Annotated in this window: 22 protein-coding genes, 1 pseudogene and 1 other annotated feature; of the genes and pseudogenes, 21 read left to right on the top strand and 2 right to left on the bottom strand. The window is 43.9% G+C overall.

Translation table 11 applies throughout. The features are described 5' to 3' along the window. Positions 1–67: 67 nt before the first annotated feature. Positions 68–1,141: a M42 family metallopeptidase gene (locus tag QPK24_RS18420; RefSeq protein ID WP_285743645.1), complete on the bottom strand. Its 1,074-nt coding sequence runs from the start codon at positions 1,139–1,141 to the stop codon at positions 68–70. Between the two features lie 483 nt (positions 1,142–1,624). Between QPK24_RS18420 and spoVAC the strand changes: the two genes are divergently transcribed. The 18 genes from spoVAC to leuS all read left to right on the top strand — a co-directional run bounded on the left by spoVAC (position 1,625) and on the right by leuS (position 19,998). Beyond that, entirely contained in the window at positions 1,625–2,140 is a 516-nt protein-coding gene (spoVAC, locus tag QPK24_RS18415; RefSeq protein WP_374705830.1) for a stage V sporulation protein AC, read from the top strand. Continuing rightward, positions 2,137–3,159, top strand: a complete 1,023-nt coding sequence (gene spoVAD / locus QPK24_RS18410; RefSeq protein WP_285743643.1) for a stage V sporulation protein AD — start codon at positions 2,137–2,139, stop codon at positions 3,157–3,159. Before spoVAC ends, spoVAD begins: the two co-directional genes overlap by 4 nt. A 1-nt stretch (position 3,160) precedes the next feature. After that, positions 3,161–3,511: a stage V sporulation protein AE gene (gene spoVAE / locus QPK24_RS18405; protein ID WP_160034600.1), complete on the top strand. Its 351-nt coding sequence runs from the start codon at positions 3,161–3,163 to the stop codon at positions 3,509–3,511. A 287-nt stretch (positions 3,512–3,798) separates the two neighbouring features. After that, positions 3,799–4,755, top strand: coding sequence for an AAA family ATPase (locus tag QPK24_RS18400; RefSeq protein WP_285743639.1), 957 nt, complete (start codon positions 3,799–3,801; stop codon positions 4,753–4,755). Between the two features lie 6 nt (positions 4,756–4,761). Next, complete coding sequence (locus tag QPK24_RS18395) at positions 4,762–6,009, top strand: DUF58 domain-containing protein (RefSeq protein WP_285743637.1); 1,248 nt, start codon at positions 4,762–4,764, stop codon at positions 6,007–6,009. After that, positions 6,006–8,225: a transglutaminase TgpA family protein gene (locus QPK24_RS18390; RefSeq protein ID WP_285743635.1), complete on the top strand. Its 2,220-nt coding sequence runs from the start codon at positions 6,006–6,008 to the stop codon at positions 8,223–8,225. The genes QPK24_RS18395 and QPK24_RS18390 overlap by 4 nt, the downstream gene beginning before the upstream one ends. A gap of 80 nt (positions 8,226–8,305) precedes the next feature. Continuing rightward, positions 8,306–8,833: a YqeG family HAD IIIA-type phosphatase gene (locus tag QPK24_RS18385; RefSeq protein ID WP_160034647.1), complete on the top strand. Its 528-nt coding sequence runs from the start codon at positions 8,306–8,308 to the stop codon at positions 8,831–8,833. Further along, positions 8,830–9,954, top strand: coding sequence for a ribosome biogenesis GTPase YqeH (gene yqeH / locus QPK24_RS18380; RefSeq protein ID WP_160034603.1), 1,125 nt, complete (start codon positions 8,830–8,832; stop codon positions 9,952–9,954). The genes QPK24_RS18385 and yqeH overlap by 4 nt, the downstream gene beginning before the upstream one ends. A 42-nt stretch (positions 9,955–9,996) precedes the next feature. Further along, the gene (gene aroE / locus QPK24_RS18375) at positions 9,997–10,857 is read left to right on the top strand and encodes a shikimate dehydrogenase (RefSeq protein ID WP_285743632.1); all 861 of its coding nucleotides are present in this window, start codon (positions 9,997–9,999) and stop codon (positions 10,855–10,857) included. A 103-nt stretch (positions 10,858–10,960) separates the two neighbouring features. After that, complete coding sequence (gene yhbY / locus QPK24_RS18370; protein WP_285743630.1) at positions 10,961–11,257, top strand: ribosome assembly RNA-binding protein YhbY; 297 nt, start codon at positions 10,961–10,963, stop codon at positions 11,255–11,257. A 39-nt stretch (positions 11,258–11,296) separates the two neighbouring features. Continuing rightward, complete coding sequence (locus QPK24_RS18365) at positions 11,297–11,890, top strand: nicotinate-nucleotide adenylyltransferase (RefSeq protein WP_285743628.1); 594 nt, start codon at positions 11,297–11,299, stop codon at positions 11,888–11,890. Beyond that, complete coding sequence (gene yqeK / locus QPK24_RS18360; RefSeq protein WP_285743626.1) at positions 11,871–12,476, top strand: bis(5'-nucleosyl)-tetraphosphatase (symmetrical) YqeK; 606 nt, start codon at positions 11,871–11,873, stop codon at positions 12,474–12,476. The genes QPK24_RS18365 and yqeK overlap by 20 nt, the downstream gene beginning before the upstream one ends. 3 nt (positions 12,477–12,479) lie before the next feature. Next, the gene (gene rsfS, locus QPK24_RS18355) at positions 12,480–12,827 is read left to right on the top strand and encodes a ribosome silencing factor (protein ID WP_160034611.1); all 348 of its coding nucleotides are present in this window, start codon (positions 12,480–12,482) and stop codon (positions 12,825–12,827) included. Then, positions 12,824–13,720, top strand: coding sequence for a CvfB family protein (locus QPK24_RS18350; RefSeq protein WP_285743625.1), 897 nt, complete (start codon positions 12,824–12,826; stop codon positions 13,718–13,720). The genes rsfS and QPK24_RS18350 overlap by 4 nt, the downstream gene beginning before the upstream one ends. A 468-nt stretch (positions 13,721–14,188) precedes the next feature. Continuing rightward, entirely contained in the window at positions 14,189–14,323 is a 135-nt protein-coding gene (locus QPK24_RS18345) for a hypothetical protein (RefSeq protein ID WP_285743624.1), read from the top strand. Between the two features lie 111 nt (positions 14,324–14,434). After that, positions 14,435–15,208, top strand: coding sequence for a class I SAM-dependent DNA methyltransferase (locus QPK24_RS18340; RefSeq protein ID WP_285743623.1), 774 nt, complete (start codon positions 14,435–14,437; stop codon positions 15,206–15,208). 144 nt (positions 15,209–15,352) lie between these two features. Continuing rightward, positions 15,353–17,047: a M3 family oligoendopeptidase gene (locus QPK24_RS18335; RefSeq protein WP_285743622.1), complete on the top strand. Its 1,695-nt coding sequence runs from the start codon at positions 15,353–15,355 to the stop codon at positions 17,045–17,047. A 156-nt stretch (positions 17,048–17,203) separates the two neighbouring features. After that, positions 17,204–17,442, top strand: a binding site (T-box leader). A 117-nt stretch (positions 17,443–17,559) separates the two neighbouring features. After that, the gene (gene leuS, locus QPK24_RS18330) at positions 17,560–19,998 is read left to right on the top strand and encodes a leucine--tRNA ligase (protein WP_285743621.1); all 2,439 of its coding nucleotides are present in this window, start codon (positions 17,560–17,562) and stop codon (positions 19,996–19,998) included. Here the strand turns inward: leuS and comER are convergent. Further along, positions 19,979–20,842: pseudogene (gene comER, locus QPK24_RS18325) on the bottom strand (late competence protein ComER); the annotation flags it as partial. The gene leuS and the pseudogene comER sit on opposite strands and share 20 nt — an antisense overlap. A 117-nt stretch (positions 20,843–20,959) precedes the next feature. On the opposite strand from comER, the gene QPK24_RS18320 reads away from it, so the two are divergent. The 3 genes from QPK24_RS18320 (at position 20,960) to QPK24_RS18310 (ending at position 25,126) form a co-directional block, all read left to right on the top strand. Beyond that, a complete protein-coding gene (locus QPK24_RS18320; RefSeq protein WP_285743620.1) occupies positions 20,960–21,532 on the top strand; it encodes a ComEA family DNA-binding protein in 573 nt (190 codons plus the stop codon). Positions 21,533–21,609: 77 nt separating this feature from the next. After that, positions 21,610–22,128, top strand: coding sequence for a deoxycytidylate deaminase (locus QPK24_RS18315; protein ID WP_285743619.1), 519 nt, complete (start codon positions 21,610–21,612; stop codon positions 22,126–22,128). A 121-nt stretch (positions 22,129–22,249) separates the two neighbouring features. After that, positions 22,250–25,126 (top strand): ComEC/Rec2 family competence protein, encoded by a 2,877-nt coding sequence (locus QPK24_RS18310; RefSeq protein WP_285743617.1) that lies wholly within the window; start codon positions 22,250–22,252, stop codon positions 25,124–25,126. Positions 25,127–25,188 lie beyond the last annotated feature (62 nt).

Here is a 25,188-nt window from a genome sequence, read left to right as displayed (position 1 = left end):
CATAAAAAAGGTGCCTTTTTAAGCTTTGTGCTTAATAGGACACCTTTTTTTGTTTTATACAAACAGATTAGGAATTCTCAATTATGGTATTCAACGTCGTACGATCAAGACCACGAACGAGCTTGATAATCAGCTCTTTGGCTGCATCATAATCATCGGTGTGAATAATCGAAGAGGAGGTATGAATATATCTCGCACAGATTCCAATGACCGTAGATGGAACACCAATGCCGCTCAAATGAACTTGCCCTGCATCGGTACCGCCTGGAGAAATAAAATATTGGTATTTAATTTTATTCGTTTCGGCAGTATCTTGCACGTACTCAACCATACCGCGATGGGTAAGCATACCTGGATCGAGAATCCGTAGAAGCGCACCTTTGCCGATGTGACCAAACTGACTCTTATCTCCTGTCATATCATTTGCTGCACTGCAATCGAGCGCAAAGAAGATATCCGGCTGAATAAGATTAGCTGCCGTGCGTGCTCCGCGCAGACCCAGTTCTTCCTGAACCGTTGCACCAGAATACAAAATGTTGGGAAGCTTTTCTTTATGCAAGGCTTCTAGCAGTTCGATGGATAAGCCGACTCCGTAACGATTATCCCACGCTTTGGCCATGATTTTTTTCTCGTTTTTAAGAGGAGTGAACTCACAAATGGGCACAATCTGCATACCCGGTTTAATTCCCCAGGATTCTGCTTCCGCACGGTTATCTGCGCCGATATCTAAATACATGGTACTCAGCTCAACAGGCTTGCTGCGCTGCGCCTCAGACAACAAATGAGTCGGAGTGGAACCGACAACACCTGTAATCGGGCCATCCGGTGTAATGATCTGCAGCCTTTGTGATAATACAGCTTGGCTCCACCATCCGCCGATTGGACGGAAAGTAACCATACCTGTCTCCGTAATACCCGAAGTCATAAAACCTACTTCATCAAAATGTCCAGCGACCATAACTATCGGTCCTTCTTCATTCCCGCGTAATACACCAAATAAGCTGCCAAGACGGTCCTGAACGAACTCATTAGTATACTCGGACATCAAACTTTTTGCATAGGCACGAAGTTCTCTTTCAAAACCAGGTGCGGAAGGGAACTCGGTTAACGTTTTAAACAGCTCTTTTGTTTTCTGTTCCATCGTCATCTCTCCTGTCATCTATTATTTATGTACCAATGTTCAATTCCTCTATTATGAACTTGGAAATCCTGATTGTCTATGTTGTAATCTCTCCCTCTCCTGGGTCCTTAGGACGATAATACATAACTTAGAATAGGAGTTGCTCACAAGACAACTGCCTAGTGCATAGACTAATCAGGAATGCAAAATTTCCTTGAAAAACTGCCAAATTGATGAAGGGAGCGGACGAGATATGGATCCTCACGTAAGAAAAGGATTAATTATGCTCGGCGTTTTAATTATTTTAACTATTTTTGTTCTTTTCTATAAATGAAACATTAATTCACGGAAGAGCGGCATTATAACAATAGATGAACACATCCCCCTTTATTATCCATCCAAAAGGATGATTTACCAAACATAAGATTGGTGAGTGTAACCCATAATGAACATATCTCAGGCACGACGAAAGTGTAAGAGAAATCACTTAGGGTTATGAGGGGGGTGTCAGCTATTTCGGATCAAAAGAAATCTCCGGAAACAAGCGCGAAATCTTCTTCGCTATCAATTGATACGAAGGAATACAAAAAGATTGCATCAAAACACGAGCCTTCAAGGCCTGTTTTGAAAAACTGTATTCGCGCTTTTCTTGTTGGAGGTACCATTTGCCTGATTGGACAATGTATCCAGCAAGCTTTTATGACTGGATTTGACATGACACAGAAGGATGCTGCTAGTCCTACGGTGGCAGTTCTTATTTTGACTTCTGTCATTCTGACTTGTTTTGGAGTATATGATAAACTGGCGCAATTTGCGGGTGCAGGTTCTGCTGTACCAGTTACCGGTTTTGCCAATTCCATGTGTTCTGCTGCACTTGAACATCGGTCGGAGGGGCTTGTTTTAGGCGTAGGTGCAAACATGTTTAAGCTGGCCGGATCGGTTATCGTTTTCGGTGTGGTCGCTGCCTTTATTATCGGAGTTATTTACGCTTGTCTCGGGTTTGGGGGGTACCATCTATGAAGCGAGTTGGAAAGCAGAGCTGGGAATTTGAGAACAAACCAAAAATTATTGGAGCCTCTAGTGTGGTAGGTCCAGAAGAAGGCGAAGGTCCTTTAAAAGACTATTTCGATTATGTTTACGATAATTTGGAACTTGGTGAGAAGACATGGGAGAAAGCCGAAAGAAGGCTTTTTGAACAAGCAGCACAAATGGCGATTGCAAATGCCGGCATATCGAAAAGTGATTTGCAGTTTTTTGTTGGCGGCGATTTAATGAACCAGATTATCAGCAGCTCCTTTTCAGCAAGGCAGCTAGGGGTTCCATACTTAGGATTATTCGGGGCATGTTCTACATCGATGGAGAGTTTAGCTCTTGCAGCGCTTATTGTAGATTCTGGAGGGGGAGACAAAGTCCTAGCCGGTACATCGAGTCATAACTGCACCGTAGAAAAACAGTTTCGTTTTCCTACCGAGTATGGTTCTCAAAAACCGCCAACTGCGCAAAATACGGTGACCGGCTCTGGATGTGCCGTAGTCAGTAGTACTGGCAAAGGACCCACTGTCACACGGGCGACAATCGGACGAGTTATGGACCTTGGAATCAGGGACCCATTTAATATGGGTGCTGCTATGGCCCCTGCAGCTGCAGATACGATCATTGCTCATTTTCGCGATACAGGACTTGAACCCGGCTACTATGATCTTGTGGTTACCGGTGACCTCGCATCAGTGGGACATCCCATTGCTAAGGATTTGCTCAAAAAAGAAGGAATTAAAATGGAGCAAACGGTCTTTAATGATTGCGGACTAATGATCTACGACCTGAAGAAACAATCGTATGTCTTTGCCGGAGGCAGCGGATGTGGATGTTCGGCGGTAGTAACGTATGGACATATCCTGAAGAGAATGGAGCAAGGGGAGCTAAACAAAGTATTGGTCGTAGCGACGGGTGCCCTCTTATCCCCTTTATCATACCAACAAGGTGAGACGATTCCTTGTATTGCACATGCAGTGGCCATTGAGAAAGAGGAGGCTAAATAAAATGCAGTTTCTATGGGCTTTTTTGGTAGGCGGAGCGATCTGTGTCATCGGTCAATTGATGTTTGACGTACTTAAACTAACTCCAGCACATACGATGAGTACACTGGTTGTTGCTGGCGCAGTCGCTGATGCTTTTGGTATATATGATCCGCTTGTAAAATTTGCGGGCGCAGGCGCATCTGTGCCCATCACGAGTTTTGGGAACTCCCTTGTTCATGGCGCCCTGATTGAACTTGAGAAAGACGGCTGGCTAGGTGTAATCACAGGGATATTCAACGTAACAAGCGCCGGTATTTCGTCAGCGATTATCTTTTCATTCCTCGCCGCTTTGTTTGTCAGACCGAAAGGGTAATTTGCATACAAAATGAATAATAAGAAATCTTGTGAGAATAATCATGAGGTTTCTTTTTTTGTATACATGGTGTGGAGACTCTATCTTTCTTTCAGTTAATAGAGTTCTAGCTTGCTTGCACTGCCCGATGTAAGTTACACTATCCACACTTCCCTATTTTTGTATGAAATGGTCAATAAGGATTCATTCTTTTATCATTTAATCCTAGTTATAAAATTGTGCTTTCCGCACTAATTTCATGTACAATATAAGGAAAAACTACTGCCTATTAGGAGGTAATACAATAAATGCCTGTGACTAAGGAATCAGTACATACTATATCCAGAGTCAGATCGAATCTCGAATCTACTATATTAGGCAAAACATTTGAAATAAAGTTGCTTCTGACGGCTTTATTAGCCGGAGGGCATGTGCTTATAGAGGACGTTCCTGGAACGGGAAAAACACAGATGATTAAAGCGCTCGCTCGTTCGATGAAGGGAGAGTACCGCCGAATTCAGTGCAATCCTGATATCTTGCCAAGTGACATTACAGGGGTCTCCGTATTTCATCCTCGCGATGAACGTTTTTACTTTAGACCTGGTCCTGTGATGACAAATATCCTTCTTGCAGATGAAATCAACCGGGCGACCACCAAATCTCAGTCAGCTTTGCTTGAAGTGATGGAAGAACGCAGTGTAACCGTAGACGGGGATACGTATGACCTTCCTAAACCATTTATGCTTTGTGCCACCCAGAACCCAATTGATTTTGAAGGAACTTATACACTTCCAGAAGCACAGCTGGACCGGTTTATGCTGAAGTTTAGCCTCGGTTATCCGGACGCAGAGACGGAGAAGTATCTATTAAAACAACACCAGCTAGGACAACCGGCAGACAATCTTGCTCCGGTTACTACAATGGAAGAAATCGCATCCATTCAAGATGAAATTCGCAGTGTATACATGGATGAAGCAGTTACTGATTATTTACTTGGGATTGTCCGCAGAACAAGGGAACATCCGGCAGCACTGCTTGGTGCGAGCCCGCGCGCTGCAATCTCTTTTATGAACGCAGTGAAAAGCTACGCCTTTTTGCATGAAAGAGATTACGTCATTCCTGATGATGTGAAGGTTCTAGCTCCTTATGTGATCTCGCACCGGATCGTACTGAAACCAGAAGCTAGGCTTGATCATGTCAGTCCGGAAACCGTTCTTGCACAGGTGCTTCGAAACGAAAAAGTTCCTGTCTCGATGGAGCGCTGATATTACATGCTGAGACCGGCGCGGTTTAGACCGTTGCAATCTATGAAATCCAGACTATGGGTGGTGCTGCTAGTATGGATTACATGTCTGTTTTACGTTTTGTTTCAAGGCGGCAAAACATCGATCATGCTTTTTGGTATGGTCAGCTTACTGAGTATATATTTAGTGCTCGGCAAGTTTAACGGAACTGCCCGAACGAAGGGTGTACGCAAATTAACTTCGGGTAACGAACATGCAGATCTGCTTCATGCAGGCGATCAAGTTCAAGTACGGCTGGATTTACAGATTCCCGGCATACTTCCATTGCCATATGTTGTGATTAGAGAAGTATTAAAACGTCATAATGGAGAATCTTGGTCATTTGAAGAAAGTCTGATTCCGAATATGCGGGGAAACGGTACCCTTATTTTTCAAACTCCGCCGCTTGAACGGGGAAAATATGATTTTACAGATACAGAATGTGTGAGTGAAGATATTTTCGGACTGATTGAGCATAAAGGGAAATTTCAAGCCCAAGGTTCATTCAGAGTACTGCCGAGAACCATTTTTATCCCGTACTGGCAGCTGTATGATCGAAACTCCAAGTTATCGGGTCCGCAGACAGCAATGATGAAATCTCGCCGAGAGACAACACAAATTAATGGGGTTCGTGATTACGTGTATGGAGACCGTTTATCTCGGATTCACTGGAATGCTACAGCAAAAACAGGGCAGTGGAAATCGAAGGAATTTGAACATGAATCTGTGCCGAAAACGATGATTGTCTTAGATTCACGAGCACTCGGCTATAAAAATTCAGAACATTATGAACTTGCCATTTCAGCCGCAGCCTCACTTCTCGAATACGGCAGCCGAGAACGGATGGGCATGGGGCTATGTACCCTTAGCGAGAAACCTGCTTGTTTTCAGCCGACCGACAGCTTAAATGAACGTTATAAAATGATGCACCATCTAGTCGATCTGGATTCCAGTGGAACTGGAAATTTACTTTCGGGCGTGCAGGAATCGATTCGTTTCTTCCCGCAAGGTGCATTTTTTGTGCTCATTTCGGCCGAACATAATTCAGAGATTATGGAAACACTCCGTTTTGCAGGTTCGAGGGGAATGACAGCGTGTCATATTCAAATCATCAGCAAATCTGAACCAAAGTCAGAAAGCGAATGGATCTCATTGCTTCGTACTCGAGGAATAAAAGGGTATAGGGTGTCTGATTTGCAAGAGCTGCCCTCAGTTCTAGGAGGAGGGAATGCATGAGGATCTTTTCTAGCAGACAAAAACGTTCTTGGTATGACGCATTCGCATTATTATGGATTGTCATCATCGGGATGCAGTGGGTCTCTTACACAGAGCCTATTTGGTTTCAGCAGACGACCACACTTGTTGCCGTCACATTAATCAGTGTAGCGATCTGTGAGATGATTCTACCTTTTCGTACAAGTATTCGAATGATTCTGAAATTCATCCTTATCGGATTTATTTTATATTATGTATTATCTTTTTACGGTATTTTTATACCAAACGGCACCTTGCCTGAGAACCTTATTGCCTTTGTTGCCAGCCTGAATCCATATGTTTGGTTTGCAATTTGTACGTGGGTGATGATGGAGTGTATCATCCGGCTGATAACCGATGCAAGAAAAGTGCTGATGTTTCTTGGTTTGAACATTGTTGCGCTAGGTATTCTGGATTCTTTCACACCTTCTGTCCTATGGAAAGAAGTAGCTTGGACTGCCTTTGCAGGAATGGCTTGGCTTGTATGTCTGCATCTTCGGTCATTCCAGATCAAATATCCTCTAGGCTGGAAAAGATTACGGCGTAATCCTTTTAAAATTGTTGCCAACGTGATTGTTATCTTTTCTCTGATTATCGTTGTCGGAGTTAATATGCCGATTATACCTCCGATCTTAACCGATCCTTACACGGCATGGGTTAAGAATAGAGGGGATAGTACACAACCGAATTTTTCTGCTACTGGGGAGAATGGAAGCTTCACTAACTCTGAATCTGGATATAGCAGAGAAGATAATCAGCTCGGCGGTGGGTTCAATTATGACTATTCTCCTGTTATGACAATATATACGTCAGAGCGGAGTTACTGGCGTGGTGAAACACGGGATGAGTATTCCGGTACAGGTTGGCAGGATCCTTCTTATTCTCGGAGATCCTTTGATGATGCGGATCTCGGAAGTGAACTTCATAACGACGGTGCTGCGGCTCGGGGAAATACGAAGCAAGTAACCCAATCCGTTACCATGCTTAATGATAAGGTGTATCCTGTTCTATTTGGTGCGTATGCGATTAATGAAGTGGTCTCCGTTGATGGAGAGAGCGAAGCAAGTACGCTGCTGTGGAAAAGTGAACAAGCTGAGCTTCACTGGGATGGGAGCCGTGACACGCCTTTTCCTAGAACCTATACGATTCAGTCGGAAGTGCCGCTAATTCCAGTGGACACAATTAAAGCGAAAACATACGAAGAACTGTACGGAACAGATGAGATAAATTCGGATTACTTACAGATTCCTAATCGTTTCCCTAAACGAGTTACCGAACTTGCAAAAGAAATTACAGCAACTTCAGAATATCCGTATGAAAAGGTCAGTTTACTGCAAAACTATTTAACAACCAATTTCAGTTACACAAACAATCCCGATCTATCGTTAAAACAAAGCAATGACTTTGTAGATGGGTTTCTGTTTGAAATAAAAGAAGGATATTGTGATTATTTCTCGACTTCACTTGTCATGATGGCACGTTCTTTAGATATTCCGGCCAGATGGGTAAAAGGCTATGCTCCTGGTCAGGCTGATTTTGCTGAGGATGCTGCGTTCTCACAGTATAATGATGAGATGTCTTCTATGTCATACGTGGTAACAAATGCCGATGCTCACTCTTGGGCTGAAGTGTATTTTGGAGAGGAATACGGCTGGATTCCGGTGGAAGCGACTCCGGGGTTCAATATGCCGCTCCTTACGAGTACAGAAGATGCAGATCCAGAGGAAACACCTAAGGAAGAAGATGAGGTTCAGCCAGAAGAAACAAAAGAACCGATTACAAATGAAAAGGATGAGGCTTTTACCGTAAGTCCGATTATTGGATGGACGGCTGTATCAGTACTCATCCTATGGGCAGGATATATTATATGGCGCAATCGATATAATCTGCATTTCTATGTGCTTAGATTAAGAATAGGTAAGCCGCTTACACCGGATCAAAAAGTCGTCGTAGAAACAGAGCGGTGGATTCGTTCGGTTCGGCGTAAAGGGCTGCGCCGAGAGCAGCACGAAACGCTTCGAGAATCGGTTACAAGATGGGGGCAAGAAGTTCCTGTAGTCGCAGCTGAGCTCTCTGAACTGCTAAGACAATTTGAAATGGCAAGATATAGCCCGGATCATGTGCAGGAGAATGCTTGGCAAGAGGTACAAGACATAGCTGCACAAATGAAGAAAAGGCTGAAATCGGCACGGGTGTAAGCTTTCCCCGTGTCCGTTTGCCTTTTTACTAACTGTACAGATTATGTTATAGTTTGTCGTATGAAATTGAGGTGAACATGTTGTTTAAAAGGCTAATACCAAAACTCCAGGTGGAAACCGTGTTTGATATTGATTTGGAAGCATTATATGAACGTGGATATCGCGGGATTATTACCGATCTTGATAACACACTTGTGGGAGCCAAGGCACCTGAAGCAACCCCGGAACTCATCGCTTGGTTCGAGAAGGTGAGAGATGCTGGGTTTAAACTGGTCATTGTTTCCAACAACAAGTTGACTCGGGTGTCTACTTTTGCTACTCCCTTACAGATTGAGTATGTACATGAGGCACGAAAGCCCTCGAACACCCCGTTTCGCAAAGCAATGAAAATGATGGACTTAACAGAAGAGCAGACGATTGTAGTCGGAGATCAGATGCTTACGGATGTGTTTGGAGGAAACAGACTAGGACTTTTTACTGTTCTGGTGCTGCCCATTGCAATTGCAGACGAAGGGATTATGACGAAGTTTAACAGACGGATCGAACGTATTGCGTTATCTCGTCTACGCAGGAAAGGCCTATGGCTTGAGGAGGAAAAGAAAAAATGAATCATATGCATGACGGCACAAAAGGAAGATGCAGCGGATGCGGTATTCTACTGCAGACAGAACAACCTGAGCTGCCGGGATATACACCCATTAAAGCGCTGGATCGCGATCCTGTCATTTGCCAGCGTTGTTTTCGTATTAAAAATTATAGCGAGGCTTCTTCCGTTACGGTGGATCAGGATGAATTCTTGGCTCTGCTCAGTAAAATCGGAGATAAGGATGCACTCGTTATTCATATCGTCGATCTATTCGATTTCGAAGGCAGCATGATTTCAGCTCTGCAACGTTTTGTCGGGAACAATCCGGTACTACTTGCAGTAAACAAAACTGATTTGCTTCCTAAAGTAACGAATTGGAACAAGGTTCGCAACTGGGTTCAGATGCAAGCCAAAGCGCAAGGACTGAAAACGGTAGATATCGTGCTATGCAGTGCGAAACAGAATCAAGGTTTTGATCGACTTCTTGAATCCGTTAATGAACATCGCGGAGATCGGGATGTATACGTTGTTGGTGCGACGAATGTTGGGAAATCAACACTTATTAACCGATTGATCCGTGATTACAGTGACCTAGATCAAGAGCTTACCACTTCTAGATATCCAGGTACTACGCTTGATATGGTCCATATTCCACTGGATGATGGAGCATCCATCATTGATACACCAGGAATCGTATATCCATGGCGTTACAGCGAGATTGTATCGCGCAAAGACTTATCTGCCATTATGCCGGATAAGCCGCTGAAACCAGCTGTCTATCAGCTGAACAGCGGACAGACTCTGTTCTTTGGGGGACTTGCACGATTCGATTTTATCGAAGGAGAACGTCAGTCGTTCACTTGTTACATCAACAATGCAATTAAGATCCACCGGACCAAACTGGAGCGTGCAGATGAACTTTATAAAGATCATGCAGGCGAATTATTGTCCCCTCCATCTCGCGAGGATATGGAAGATCTTCCAGAGTGGACACGTCATGATTTCCGCATTAAAAAAGGAAGTCGCAACGATGTCTTTATTTCCGGACTTGGCTGGATCAAAGTGAACGGACAGGAAGGAGCTCTCGTTGCAGTGCATGCACCGCGCGGAGTTCGTGTTATGATTCGTCCTTCCTTAATCTGATTTTGCTCTATCTGAACATGGGAGTTCATAGGGGGAGACAGGATGTCAAACAAAATACAAGAACTTAAGCCTAGTGGATATACGCTTCTTGGGGTCATGGGTGATCCCATTGCACACAGTAAGTCTCCCGCTATGCATCAAGCAGCTCTTTATAAAACAGGGATCCATGGGGATTACGTCCCTTTGCATGTGAAACCGGAGGGCCTTGATGCAGCTGTTAAAGGAATAAAGTCAATGGGATTTCGAGGTGTAAACGTGACAATTCCTCATAAAGTCGAGATCATGTCTTATATGGATGAGCTCGATGACAGTGCGAAGCTTACAGGCGCAGTCAATACCGTCGTTCATGAAGAAGGCAGGCTGATCGGATATAATACGGATGGAGCCGGTTATGTGAGGTCGTTAAAAGAAGAAGCCATCTCATCACTAGAGGGAAAACTTATTGTCGTGATTGGTGCTGGCGGCGCCGCCCGGGGAATTGTGTATGCACTGCTTCTGGAAAGCCCGGCATCGGTCACCATCCTTAACCGAACCATGGAACGTGCGGAGAAGATGGCTGCCGATTTCAAAGCGATGGGACAAGTTCAAGGACTGCCTATTTCGGAGGCACATCATGCACTATTACATGCGGATATTATCATTAATACGACTTCGGTAGGGATGCATCCTAATCTGCATGAAACTCCGATTGAACAAGACGCTTTGCCAGAAGGGGTTGTCGTAAGCGATCTAATATATAATCCACTGGAGACAAAGCTGCTTTCTATAGCAAAAGAAAAGAAATGTATCATTCACGGTGGTCTTGGTATGTTTATATACCAAGGAGCGATCGCTTTTGAACATTGGTTTGGTATTCCTGCCCCTGTTCACGCCATGAGAAAAGCAGTACTAGAAAGTTTTTAATTTTATATTATTCTGTATTTCTCATAATCTGTCATACGAATGGACAAACATAAAGAGGAATGCAGATTCCGACAGAAAATGCATATTATAAGGGGTTAATACAATGTTAACGGGTAAACAAAAAAGATTTTTACGTGCACAAGCACATCACTTGGATCCTGTGTTCCAAATTGGTAAAGGCGGTACGAATGAACATCTATTCCGTCATATTGAAGAAGCAATTGAAAAACGTGAACTTATGAAAGTTTCTATCTTAAGCAATAACCTGGACGATAAAAAAGAAGTAGCAGCTGAACTGGCAGAGCGTACAGGCAGCGAACTTGTTCAAATTCTAGGAAACACGATTACTCTATATAAAGAGTCTCGCGATCATAAGCAGATTGAATTGCCGCGAAACTAAACAAAGAATAGATTATTTGATGTAAAAGGAGTAGGCCGTATGAAGGTAGGTATCATGGGCGGTACGTTCGACCCTATTCATATGGGGCATTTGCTTGCGGCAGAGACGGTGAAGGATGCTTTTAAGCTGGATGAGGTATGGTTCATGCCTTCTCATATTCCACCGCATAAACAAGCAGCAGGAGCAACAGGCGAGCAAAGGCTGGATATGACCAAACTTGCGACGGAGGATTATCAAGATTATTCAACGCTTGATATTGAAGTCGTTCGCGGGGGAGTATCCTATACCATTGATACGATCCAGCTCTTGCATAAAAAATATCCAAATACCACTTTTTATTTTATCATTGGTGCAGATATGGTGAATTACTTGCCGAAGTGGGAGCGGATTGAAGAGCTTGTCCAGCAGATTACCTTTATCGGTGTAGGCAGGCCCGGATTTGAACTGCATTTGGACGATCTTCCGGAATTTTTGCAAAGCCGTGTGCTACTTGCAGAGATGCCGCAAGTTGATATTTCATCAACAGCGATCAGAAGACGTTTAGCAGACGGCAAATCGGTGCGGTTCATGGTACCTGACTCGGTCCTTACGTATATAACAAGGAGCGGATTATATGAGTCTAAATCGAGATGAATTAATAAAAGCCGTCTCCGAGCAAATGCCACCTCAGCGCTGGAAACATACAGAAGGTGTCATGCAAACAGCGGTAGTGCTTGCTGAACGATTCGGAGCAGATCCGGTCAAAGCGGATCTTGCTGCTATTTTGCATGATGTAGCGAAGTACTGGCCTGTCAAAGAGATGGAAAAGATCATTCGGGAGAATAATCTGAATCAAGATCTTCTTCTTCATGATAAACAGTTGTGGCATTCAGAAGTCGGTGCTTTTGTAGCGGAACAGGAGTATAAAGTGACAGATCCTGAAGTTCTGAGTGCAATTAAATGGCATACTTCCGGACGTGTAGGTATGAGTCTTCTGGATAAAGTGGTGTGTCTTGCCGATTATATGGAGCCGGGACGAGACTTTCCTGGAGTGGACCGGATCCGTGAACTCGCAGAGCACAGCCTCGAAGAAGCTCTTTTAGCCGGATTTGATGGTACCATTACTCACCTGGTTTCTCAGAGAAAGATTATCTATCCTTTAACGATTTTTACTCGTAATGATTTAATTGAGCAAATTAAGCTAATGGATAAATCCAATACACATAAAATCGGAGGTTGATTCATGAGTATCTCATCCAAAGAATTACTTCAGATTGCAGTAGAGGCAGCAGACGATAAAAAAGCGATGAACATTGTAGCCCTTGATCTTAAAGGGGTTTCACTTGTCGCAGATTATTTTGTTATTTGTCACGGGAATTCAGATACACAGGTCCAAGCCATCGCTACAGAAATCCGTAAACGGGTGCAAGAATCCGGAGTTCAGATAAAAGGACTAGAAGGAATGAATTCTGCACGCTGGGTACTGATGGATCTTGGCGATGTGGTAGTGCACGTGTTCCACCGCGATGAGCGGGAATATTATAATATTGAAAGACTTTGGTCAGATGCTAAAGTGGTGAATAAAGTATGAGTTTTGTAGCAGGAACGGTAGTTACACTCCCGGTATCCCGGGAAGTGTCCCCGTATGGGTATTTTTTATCAACAGGCAGTGAAGATGTATTATTGCATTATTCGGAGCTGACGCGTGACATTAAAGTGGGAGAAGAAGTGGAAGTTTTTCTTTTCTTCGATACCGATGATCGCCCAGCAGCAACAATGAAAAAACCTTATCTTACCTTGGGTGAAATGGCGAAGCTCGAAGTAGCTGATGTCCACCCAAGACTGGGTTGTTTTTTAGAAATGGGACTGGGACGTCAGCTGTTGCTGCCGATTCGCGAGCTTCCCGAAATGAGAGAACTTCATCCGCAAGTTGGAGATGAGGTCTTTGTTATTATGGAGCATGACCGGCAAGGACGCCTTCGCGCAAAACTTGCAGGGGAAAGAGAACTTACTCCTTTGACGTTCCATGCACCGACGACCTGGATGAATGAGTGGGTAGAGGCGACGGTGTATAAACCGCTGCAGATGGGTACTTTTGTACTTGTAGACGGCGGGGTACTAGGCTTTGGCGCGATTGGGATGATTCATTCTTCCGAGCGCACTCGGATGCTGAGACTTGGAGAGAAAGTAAGCGTTCGTGTAACCCTTGTTCGTGAGGATGGAAGAGTGAATCTTTCTATGACTCAACGTAAGGAAATCGGACGTAACGAAGACGCTGAGCGTATCCTTGAATTTATTAAGGAACGGCCAAACGGAGCAATGCCTTATTCTGACCAGACACCGCCGGATATTATCAAAAATAAATTCGGAATCAGTAAGTCTGCTTTCAAGCGTGCCATGGGCAAGCTTATGAAAGACGGCCTCGTGACTCAGGATGAAAACTGGACGTATCTTGTAAAAAAAGAAGAAGCGTCTGAAGAATAAGCAAGTAACCTTATGTTGTAATTAGAGTAACGAGCCCTTTAAGGGCTCTTTGCTTTTCATGAAGGATGTTTTATCTTTGAAGAAGTTCATGATTGGAGAGAAGCGAGCGTAGTGTCTAAATCATGATAGGTTTTGTCTTTGAGGAAGTTAATGATTCGAGAGAAGCGAAGCATAATGTCCAAATCATGACGTGTTTTGTCTTTAAAGAAGTTCATGATTAGAGAGAAGCGAAAGCGTAATGTCCAAATCATGAAGGGTTTTGTCTTTGAAAGAAGTTCATGATTCGAGAGAAGCGGAGCGTAGTGTCCAAATCATGAAGGGTTTTGTCTTTAAAAAAGTTCATGATTTGAGAGAAGAGAGGCGTAGCGTTCAAATCATGCTTGGTTTTTCCCTTGACTAACAGTTCCTGCCAGTAATACTGCAGGAACTCACCCAGTTGCCCCTCTAAACTTAGGGGCAACCATATTTTTGAAAACAAAGTGGAAGCAGAGCGGAAGTGGATGGAATGGTTCTATCGAAGCGAAGCGGGCGCCTTTGTTATCGGATTTCTACCTTGGCTGGTTTTATACAACCCTAGAAATCCGAAAACAACAGCGCTCGTAAGAACCATCCATCCACTGGAGCCATAAAGCAGGAATCGCGCGAACAGCAGAATCCTGCCCACGCTTCCACTCCATTTTCAACTTTATTTTTGACATTAAGGTGGTGCTTTCTATGTCCTATCGCAAATTTGCTTACGTATATGATGAACTGATGGAAGACATGCCTTACCCTGAATGGATTCGATTTGCTAGAATTGCTTGGGAGAAGCATGGAATACCTAAAAGTGTGGTAGAACTCGGCTGTGGTACCGGTTCTCTGACCATTCCTTTGGTTAAATCAGGATTTGAAGTAACGGGGATTGATCTTTCTGCTGATATGCTGTCCGTAGCACGGCAAAAGCTAGAAGAAACTCCGCAGGGTAACCGTTTCTTTCGTGAAGGAACGATCCGCTGGATTCACCAGGATATGAGAAACTGGGAACTGCCGGAACCCGTGGATACCGTTATTTCTTTTTGTGACAGTATTAATTATTTGCTAAAAGAAGAAGATATTATCCGCACGTTCCAAAAAACGTATCAAGGTCTCAAGTCAGGCGGTACGTTCCTATTTGATGTACATCACCCGAGCACTTTTATTCGTTATGAGGAAGAGCAGCCTTTTGTATTGGATGAAAAATCAATCTCCTATATTTGGACTTGTGATTTAGACCGTGCCAGTTATGAGATTGAACATCATTTAAGCATTTTTACGCGGGCAGAGGGCAGCGGACCCGATGTATATCACCGTTTTGAAGAAGTTCATAATCAGAGAGCTTATGATCCGGAATGGATGAAAGGCCAGCTGCTTAAAGCAGGTTTTCATGATGTGAATATTTATGCCGATTTTGAGTGGGAACCGGCGAATGAGAATTCATCACGTTTATTTTTTGTAGCCGTTAAAAAGTAGCTTATATAGCATCCTTTCGATGATTTATTGAGAAGGATGCTTTTTTTTAACCATAATTCAATTATAGGAGAACTACACATAGAACCAAGAAACCATTTGGGATATAATGGATAGAAAATGAGATAGAGAGCAGGTGTTTAGGAAGTGAAATTTAGTGAATATGCATATGAACGGCCGGATGTGGCACGTTTTGAACAAGAGTTTAACGGGCTGCTCGCCACATTCCGTGAAGCAAAAAATGCAGATGAACAGGAAGCGGCTATGTCGGCCATCAACAAACTGCGCGGGGCTTTATCCACACAGGAGACGCTGGTTTCGATTCGCCATTCCGTAGATACCAATGATGAATTCTATAAGGCGGAGCAAGACTTTTTCGATGAAACATCGCCGATGTTCCAGAAATATACGACTGAATTTTACGAGGCGCTTGTGAGTTCTCCTTTTAGAGCTGAGCTGGAGAAAAAATGGGGTAAGCAGTTATTTCAGATCGCAGAGCTTACCATCAAAACATTTAGTCCGGACATTATCGGTGACTTGCAACAAGAGAATAAACTGACGACAGAATATTCAAAACTGATTGCTTCGGCTAAGATTTTCTTTGAAGGGGAAGAGCGTACCTTATCGCAGCTTGCTCCTTTCATGCGGTCTACCGATCGGAACATGCGTAAACGTGCGGAAGAAGCACGGACTGCTTTTTTGAGTGAACATGAAGAAGAGCTTGACCGGATTTACGATGAACTGGTGAAAGTCAGAACCAAGATGGCGAAGAAACTTGGATTTCCGAGCTTTGTGGAGATGGGTTATGCCAGAATGAATCGAACGGACTATAACGCTGATATGGTGTCGAGCTTCCGTAAACAAGTGCTGGAGGAGATTGTTCCGGTAGCTACGAAGCTGAAAGAGCGTCAACGCGAGCGCATCGGGGTAGATGAGCTGTATTATTACGACGAGAATATCGTATTCCCATCAGGAAATGCAGCGCCCAAAGGGGATCCCGAATGGATTTTGCAAAACGGTAAAAAAATGTACGACGAACTAGCTCCAGAAATGAGCGAGTTTTTCAATTACATGCTGGACCATGAACTGATGGATCTGGTTAGCAAAAAGGGGAAACAAAGCGGAGGCTACTGTACCTTTATTTATGATTACAAGTCTCCTTTTATTTTCTCCAATTTCAATGGGACTTCAGATGATATTGATGTCCTCACGCACGAAGCAGGCCATGCACTTCAGGTGTACCAAAGCCGAAATTACGAAGTGCCTGAATATTTATTTCCTACATATGAAGCGGCTGAAATTCATTCCATGAGTATGGAGTTCTTAACCTGGCCGTGGATGAATCTCTTCTTTGAAAATGAAGTGGAAAAGTATAAATTTGATCATTTGTCGAGTGCTCTTCTATTTATTCCTTATGGTGTTTCCGTGGATGAATTCCAGCATTATGTCTACAGTAATCCAGATGCAACTCCGGCAGAGCGTAAACAAGCTTGGCGTGAAATCGAGCGTAAATATCTGCCGCATCGGAATTACGAGAGCAACCTCTATTTCGATCAAGGCGGTTTCTGGCAAAAACAAGCTCACATTTACCAATCTCCATTCTATTATATCGACTACACACTGGCTCAAATCTGTGCATTCCAGTTCTGGAAGCAGTCTAGAGAGGATTATCAAGCAGCTTGGACGAATTATTTGCACTTGTGCAAATTAGGAGGAAGTTTATCCTTTACCAAACTGGTGGAAGAGGCAGGTCTTATTTCACCTTTCAAAGACGGGTGTGTAACTTCTGTAATTACGAGTATTGAAGATTATCTTAATTCTATAGACGACAAAGCTCTATAAAATAAGAGATCAGCAGAATCACTTTCTATTGGCCCTGCCCTGTTTAGTCTTCAGCTAAATATATTCTTAGTTTAATTAGAACGGGGGCCAGGGGTTTACAGAGTTATTTGACTTTATCTGTTACAGTCTTGTATAATGATTGCGATTAAACTTAACATGTTTTCGATGAAGAGGAGTAGTAATAGAACCAATGCATAACAGAGAGCCAGCGGGTGGTGCAAGCTGGTTGCCATGGTTGTATGAACTCGCCTTGGAGATATGAGGTCAGGCTATATTTTATAGGGGAAGCCTCATCGGTTCACCGCCGTTACAGGGTGCTTAAGGGAGTGGACAGCGAAGCACGTATGTCCGCTAACTAGGGTGGTACCACGGGAATCTAACCTCTCGTCCCTAGCGATGATACGCTATGGGATGCGGAGGTTTTTTTGTTGGTCCGTGATACGTTTTGGCATGGTATGACGTTCAAGGCGTAATCCGGTTCTAACGTTTTCATATGACGAGGAGGATGGACATTGAGTCAGAAAGAACTGCCGAAGCACGGCTATCAACCGCAATCCATTGAGCCGAAATGGCAACAATATTGGGATGCTAACAAAACATTTAAAACAGGGGAAGAGGCAGATAAACCAAAGTTTTATGCCCTTGATATGTTCCCTTATCCTTCTGGAGCGGGTCTCCATGTAGGACATCCAGAAGGATATACAGCGACTGATATCGTATCTCGCTACAAAAGAATGCGCGGATATAATGTTCTGCATCCGATGGGTTGGGATGCTTTTGGTCTTCCGGCAGAACAGCATGCAATCGATACAGGAGAACATCCGCGTGATATAACGGTGAAGAATGTTAATAACTTCCGCCGTCAGATTAAATCACTTGGATTTTCATATGACTGGGATCGTGAGATCAGCACGACAGATCCTGACTACTATAAGTGGACACAGTGGATCTTTATCCAGCTATACAAACGTGGTCTTGCTTATGTATCTGAAGTTCCGGTGAACTGGTGTGAAGAGCTTGGAACGGTTCTTGCAAACGAAGAAGTAATTGATGGGAAAAGTGAGCGTGGAGGCTTCCCTGTCGTACGTAAACCAATGCGTCAATGGGTACTAAAGATTACTGAATATGCAGACCGTCTTCTTGATGATCTGGATGAACTGGACTGGGCGGAAAGCATTAAAGATATGCAGCGTAACTGGATTGGACGCTCCAAAGGTGCGGAAGTGACATTTGAGCTGGAAGGACATGAAGAACAGCTGAAAGTATTTACGACACGTCCAGATACTTTGTTTGGCGCAACTTATGCCGTTCTTGCTCCGGAACACGAATTGGTGGAGAAGATCACAAAACCGGAGCAGCAGGCTGCGGTAAAAGCATATCAAGATCAAGCGGCACGTAAGAGTGACCTTGAGCGTACAGATCTTGCAAAAGAAAAAACAGGGGTGTTTACTGGCGCATATGCAATTAATCCGATCAGTGGTGCAAAATTGCCGGTATGGATTGCTGATTATGTTCTTGCTGGTTATGGAACAGGTGCGATTATGGCAGTGCCTGCACATGATTCACGTGACTGGGAATTTGCAAAACAATTCGGTCTTGAAATCATTGAAGTGGTATCGGGTGGAGATGTGGAAAAAGAAGCCTACACAGGTGATGGCCCTCACGTAAACTCCGGTATGCTGGATGGACTTGAGAATGAAGAAGCTATTGCCAAAGCAATTGCTTGGCTTGAGGATAATGGAAAAGGCGAAGGAAAAGTAACGTACAGACTTCGTGACTGGCTCTTCAGCCGTCAGCGTTATTGGGGTGAACCTATTCCAATTCTGCATCTGGAAGACGGTACGATGAAAACTGTACCTGAAAGTGAACTTCCGCTTGTGCTTCCAGAGATGGATGAGATTAAGCCGTCTGGTACAGGGGAATCTCCGCTTGCTAATGCAACAGACTGGGTAAACACTATCGATCCAGAGACAGGAATGAAGGCACGCCGTGAGACCAATACCATGCCGCAATGGGCTGGAAGCTGCTGGTATTACCTGCGCTTTATTGATCCGCATAATGATAAGGAACTGGTATCCAAAGAAAAACAACGTGAATGGCTGCCAGTTGACTTGTACATTGGCGGAGCAGAACATGCCGTACTTCACTTGCTCTATGCACGTTTCTGGCATAAAGTTCTGTATGATCTAGGCATCGTAGATACAAAAGAGCCATTCCATAAACTCGTAAACCAAGGAATGATTCTTGGAACGAACAATGAGAAGATGAGTAAGTCCCGCGGCAACGTAATCAATCCAGATGAAATTGTGGAAAAATACGGTGCAGATACGCTTCGGATTTACGAAATGTTCATGGGGCCGCTTGAGGCAACCAAACCTTGGAACGAGAATGGTGTAGAAGGAGCTTATCGTTTCCTAGCACGTGTATGGCGTTTGTTTATTAATGAAGATGGTACACTTAATGAGAAAATTGGCGATGGCGGAGATGACGATTTCAAACGCACATGGCATAAAACAATTAAGAAAGTTACCGATGATCTCGAGCATCTACGCTTTAATACAGCGATCAGTCAGCTGATGATCTTCACTAATGATGCGTACAAAGCAGACCGTCTGCCGCGCGAAGCAATGGAGAACTTTGTACAAATGCTTGCTCCTCTTGCTCCGCATATCGCAGAAGAGTTGTGGTCGCGTCTTGGTCATGAAGAGAGCATCAGCTATGTATCCTGGCCGCAGTATGATGAGGCACTAACTGTTGATGCAGAAGTAGAAATCGTAATTCAAATTAACGGTAAAATCGTACAGCGCGCAAGCGTTGCAGCTGATCTTGATGCAAAAGGTCTAGAAGCGTTCAGCTTAGAGATTCCTGCAATCAAGGAAGCATTAGAAGGCAAAACCATCCGTAAGGTGATTGCAGTACTAGGTAAACTGGTTAATATTGTTGCCGGTTAATCTCACCTGCACCAAATTCAGCATCTAGCGCTTCCAGGTCTTTTTCGTACTTCGCGTGCGTGACCTGAATGAGCTGATCAAATACACCCGCGAGGCTTGAATCAAGCAGGTTCAAGGCCTTGGCGGTTATACCGCCGGGTACGGCAACACGTTCTTGGAGCTGTGACGGAGTCACAGCTCCTTCTGCTAGTAATTTACCTGTACCAAGCAGCATTTCACTCGCAAGACGAGTCGCTTCATCTGAAGTGATTCCCGTCTTGCGAACAGCTGCTTCCACCCATTGTTCCAGAAAAAAGGCAACAAAGGCAGGTCCACAGCTGCTAAAATCAGAGCTGATTCGGGTATAGGTTTCTTCTACGCGTATCGGTCTGCTAATGTAGCTGAACAGCATCTCAACCCGTTGTTTGTCTTCATCGTTCATTCGATTTCCATGAATACATAAGGAAGCGCCGCTGCCGGTTAAGTGAGTAATACTCGGAATGATTTTTGTGATTTTACATGGTAGGGCGGATTCCAAGTGTCTAATTTGAACAGGACTCGTAATCGAAATAATGATCTGATCAGGAGTTACGACGGGTTTAATATATTCGATGACTTCTTTAAATTCATGCGGTTTGATACAAAGAAATACAATGTTGCTTCTTTCGGCAGTCTCACGATTGGTTTTTGCTGGATAAAGACCTGGATGCAGCGAAGCTAGGTTTACGACTTTTTCACGGGTTCGATTACTTGCAGTAATTTGATACGCGTCAAGTGCTCCGGAAGCAAGGAAGGTGTTAATGAGTAAACTTCCCATGCTGCCGGTTCCTATAAATCCGACCTTCAACATCTTGAGGTTCCCCCTTTCTTGCTTTACGGTACTGGCGCGGGTACGTTCTTCTTAATGTATGCATCAAGACTTGGACGACATGACGATAAGTTTTACCTAGGAATGATAATCGTTTGGGAGGTTTTGAATACGGTGAAGAAAGCGACAGTGCTGTTAACGATTGGGGCTTTTCTTGGGAGTGGTTTAATCTTGTTTGGAGGAAAGAGTGACCCGGCGCCTGCGGAATGGACTGCTATTAATGACAGGGCAGCTATATCGGTGAGTGATACGGCAGCAGAGACACAGCAGGAGGAGAGCCCAGCAGTTTCGGATAAAACTACTTTACCGGAAATACAGCCGTCAGTTCCTACTGTAGAGAAAGAGATAGAAAAAGTAGAAATTGATAAGACAGGACCTACTGAAGTTGTTGCAAAACCGACGCAAGAGGAAACAGTAAAGCCTGCCGAGACTACTTCTATAGAAGAACAAGGTACTCAGAGTCAGAACGCTCCATCTTCAGCCAATACAGATGGCAGAATAGCCGTAAATACAGCATCACGTGAAGAATTGATGAATCTACCTGGTATTGGTGAGAAGAAAGCACAAGCAATTATTGATTATCGTACAGAACACGGCTCCTTTACCAAACCGAGTGACCTGACCAAGGTTAAGGGGATCGGGATGAAGATGCTTGAGAAAATGTCACCCTATGTCGTAATAAATTAAAGTATTATTTTATCGAGACTTTCTGAATGCTTACATTGCAAACATTTAAACTTAGAGGTAAGGAGAAGTGGAAAAGGATGAATACGGGGGTAAGAAAAGACTGGGATACGTACTTCATGGATATTGCTTATATGGTATCTACTCGTTCCCGGTGTTCGCGCAGACATGTAGGTGCAGTTCTCGTTCAGGGGAAGAAGCTGCTTGGAACCGCATATAATGGAGCGCCTATGGGTGTGCCGGACTGTTTGGAAGCAGGATGTATGATTTCGGAAGAGTACGAATTAATCGTTAAAGACGGAAAAGAAGAAATGATCAAGAAACAGCGCTGTGTGCGTACGATTCATGCAGAGCAAAATTTGCTGTTGTTTACTGATCGTGCGGACCGGGAAGGTTCAAGTGTTTATGTAACAGATGAACCTTGCTGGACTTGTGCTAATATGCTTGCGAACAGTGGAATCGTCGAGATTATATACCACCGTCCCTATCCGAAAGATACATCGAAAGTGCGTCAAATGATGGAGCAAAAAGGGATTACCTTCCGTTCACTGAGCACCTATGAACCTCCAAAAGAGACTATAATGACGGTGCTTAATTAGAGATATAAGATCAACAATAGAATATAAGGATTGAAAATAATAAGGAAGAACCTTATGAAGAACAGTGTTAAAGCTGGCTCTTTATAGGGTTCTTCTTTTCTTTTTGAGGAGGAAAAGGACTTTGAAAGGGAGGCCGATTGCTTTATTTTGTGTATGCTGGATTATGGGGAGTTCGGCAGCTTATCTCTATAATGGATGGTCCCTGATCAGGATCCTCCTCGGTGTCTTATTGCTGCTGGGTATATTCCTCTATTTGCAACAAGTACAAAGAGTATATTCGCTAGTTTTGCTGATGGCTGTTCTCGTGTCTTCTTGTTATATGGAGTGGACAGATGTACGTAATGTGAGTAAACTTCCGACTACGCTTAACGTGATACCTGCTGAAGTATCCGGGATGGCCGTTGAGGTGGAAGGAACGATTGCATCTAAGGTCAAAGTTGACGGAGACCGGGCACAGTTTGTCCTTTCACTTCAGGGTGTCCGCCCGCTCGGCTCAGATGATGAGGAAAAGGAAAGAAAAGGTGAATTCTCTGACATTAAGGAAAAGGTACAGGTTCAGATTAAGCTGCTGGAAGAAGGAGAACAAGAGACAGCAGAGGGATGGAAACGAGGAGATCAGATCCAGTTTACAGGTACCTTGGAGATCCCGGGGGGAGCGAGGAATTTTGGGAGTTTTGATTATGGACAGTATTTACACCGTCTCCATATTCACTGGCTGCTCAAAGGAAAAGGGGCAGAAGGAATTGCCCATGAGCCTCTTGAAACGTGGTTTAGTAAATATATCGTATTCAGGCTGAGTGACTCAGCGCGAAAAGAACTAGGAAGCCAAATGGAAGCTGTGTTTGAGGAACCTCATGCGGGATACATGAAAGGTCTTGTAATCGGTATTGGTGATGAGATTGATGCAGATACCTACGGGGATTTTTCTAAACTCGGGCTTACCCATATTCTCGCAATATCTGGAATGCATGTCGCAATTTATGTTTCGGGTCTACTTTTCTTATTATCTCTTCTTCGGCTTAGTAAGGAGACGGCACTTGTTGTGACTTTTCTGCTGATCCCGTTCTATGTGTTGTTGTCGGGCTCATCTCCCTCTGTCGTGAGAGCAGGTATAATGTCGATGATGGGACTGTATATGACGAGGCAGGGTCTGATGAAAGATGGGCTCAATATTCTTTGCCTCACGGCGCTTATTATGTTGTGGGTAGATCCGTATATGCTGGTAAATGTGAGTTTTCAGCTCTCCTTTTTGGTGACAGCAGGTCTCATGATTTTTGTTCCGCTGCTTCAGCCTCACTTTGATGCTTGGCCCAAGTGGTTGTCAGGAACAGCGGTCATTACTATTGCGGCTCAGTTACTATCTTTTCCGATGACCGTGTTTTATTTCAATCAGTTTTCGCTTTTATCATTTGGTGCTAATTTCCTGCTTGTCAGTTTTATTAGTTTTCTTATTCTCCCGCTCGGCGCACTTGTGCTGCTGCTTGTTTACATATGGGAACCTGCCGTGAAACCGATCGTATGGTTCGTCTCTTGGCTGAATCAATGGACTTTTGATTTTGTGAACTGGCTAAATACCTTTGATCAGTTCGTGCTTATTTGGGCTAAACCGCACTTTATCATCGTCCTTATATATTATTTATTGCTGTATTACCTCTTTCAACTGCTTAAGGAATGGAAAATAAGCAAACAGCCGCTTCCTTTGAGTTCAGAAGATACGGTTCCGCTCACGCCGCTGTTGCAATCCGTACAGCCGGATGTAAGGAGGAAAAGTCACACTTTTTCTTTTGCGAGTGGATTCGATCCATTTCGAACTAACGAGAAAAAACAAGGTTTACTTAGCGGCGGCACCCGCCTGCAACAGGTGTTTCAAGCTGTACAGATTTCATCCGCTTGGCCTGAGCTGGAAAGTCTTTTTTCAGTCCAAGGTGCAGGATATTTTGCACGGAAACCTTTTACTTTTGAAAAGAGAATCACCCTGATTATCTTGGCTATTGTTTTGTTAGCAGGTCTATCGATTAGTTATCAAGGACCCTATCGCAAGGGGGAAGGAACGGTTGCATTTATTGATGTGGGGCAAGGGGATAGTATACTGATCACTACGCCTACAGGTAAACATATTCTCGTGGATGGTGGAGGCACTATTCAGTTTGGACAACAGGCGAGCTGGAAACAGCGAAGAGATCCATATGAAGTAGGGAAATCACTACTCGTTCCACTGCTGAAAAAGCGGGGGGTTCATAAACTCGATGCGGTCATTCTAAGCCATGCCGATCAAGATCATGCCGGAGGACTGAAAGCCGTATTTGAAAATATACCTGTGTCCAAGTTCATAAGTAATGGAACGATAACGGAGAAACCTTTTTATCAAGAACTCATACAGACGGTATTGGAACAAAAAGTGACCATGTATGAAGTTTCTGACGGAATGGAGTATCGTCCTGATTCAGAGACCATTCTTTCTTTTATTGCTCCTGAGGAGAATCTTCTTCATACATCGGCTGATAATGCGGAGGCGATATCACCACTGCCTGTTCTTGAAGAGCAGAATCATGCATCTGTTGTATTTCTGATGGAGATGGAGGAAGTATCTTTTTTGTTTTCGGGCGATGTAGACAGTGCTGGAGAGCTGGATATTTTGGATAGGATAAAAAACTCAGCTGATAAAAAACAATCTACTAGCGAGATTAGCCATACTAACAGTGTCAACGGCAGTAATAACGATGGTAAAAGTAAAATGTTTCCGATCGATGTACTAAAAGTTGCTCATCATGGGAGCAAATCTTCTACGACGGAAGAGTGGCTGAACTACTTTCAGCCTCGTCTCTCTGTTATTTCGGCAGGAGTAAATAATACATATGGTCATCCTCATCCGATTGTCACCGAGAGACTGGAGGAACACGAAAGTGAAGTCTTCAGGACAGATACGATGGGAGAAATCCAAATTCGAGTTCGGGATGGGAAGATCCAGACGAGAAGTATTTTAGGTAGTGAGAAATAGGGCAATTATTCGGAAGCCCCGGTACGGGGTCCTTTTTCGGCCGGGGTTCCATGTCCTAAGTA

It is taken from the genome of Paenibacillus polygoni (genome assembly GCF_030263935.1).
Lineage (GTDB): Bacteria > Bacillota > Bacilli > Paenibacillales > Paenibacillaceae > Paenibacillus > Paenibacillus polygoni.
Note: the sequence above shows the minus strand (reverse complement) of the source record. Positions and strands in the feature narration are given on the sequence as shown.

Coding starts and splice junctions, on each gene's coding strand:
- QPK24_RS18420 (WP_285743645.1), bottom strand. CDS start 1,141: ATGGAACAGAAAACAAAAGAGCTGTTTAAAACGTTAACCGAGTTCCCT.
- spoVAD (WP_285743643.1), top strand. CDS start 2,137: ATGAAGCGAGTTGGAAAGCAGAGCTGGGAATTTGAGAACAAACCAAAA.
- spoVAE (WP_160034600.1), top strand. CDS start 3,161: ATGCAGTTTCTATGGGCTTTTTTGGTAGGCGGAGCGATCTGTGTCATC.
- QPK24_RS18400 (WP_285743639.1), top strand. CDS start 3,799: ATGCCTGTGACTAAGGAATCAGTACATACTATATCCAGAGTCAGATCG.
- QPK24_RS18395 (WP_285743637.1), top strand. CDS start 4,762: ATGCTGAGACCGGCGCGGTTTAGACCGTTGCAATCTATGAAATCCAGA.
- QPK24_RS18390 (WP_285743635.1), top strand. CDS start 6,006: ATGAGGATCTTTTCTAGCAGACAAAAACGTTCTTGGTATGACGCATTC.
- yqeH (WP_160034603.1), top strand. CDS start 8,830: ATGAATCATATGCATGACGGCACAAAAGGAAGATGCAGCGGATGCGGT.
- aroE (WP_285743632.1), top strand. CDS start 9,997: ATGTCAAACAAAATACAAGAACTTAAGCCTAGTGGATATACGCTTCTT.
- yhbY (WP_285743630.1), top strand. CDS start 10,961: ATGTTAACGGGTAAACAAAAAAGATTTTTACGTGCACAAGCACATCAC.
- QPK24_RS18365 (WP_285743628.1), top strand. CDS start 11,297: ATGAAGGTAGGTATCATGGGCGGTACGTTCGACCCTATTCATATGGGG.
- yqeK (WP_285743626.1), top strand. CDS start 11,871: ATGAGTCTAAATCGAGATGAATTAATAAAAGCCGTCTCCGAGCAAATG.
- rsfS (WP_160034611.1), top strand. CDS start 12,480: ATGAGTATCTCATCCAAAGAATTACTTCAGATTGCAGTAGAGGCAGCA.
- QPK24_RS18350 (WP_285743625.1), top strand. CDS start 12,824: ATGAGTTTTGTAGCAGGAACGGTAGTTACACTCCCGGTATCCCGGGAA.
- QPK24_RS18340 (WP_285743623.1), top strand. CDS start 14,435: ATGTCCTATCGCAAATTTGCTTACGTATATGATGAACTGATGGAAGAC.
- QPK24_RS18315 (WP_285743619.1), top strand. CDS start 21,610: ATGAATACGGGGGTAAGAAAAGACTGGGATACGTACTTCATGGATATT.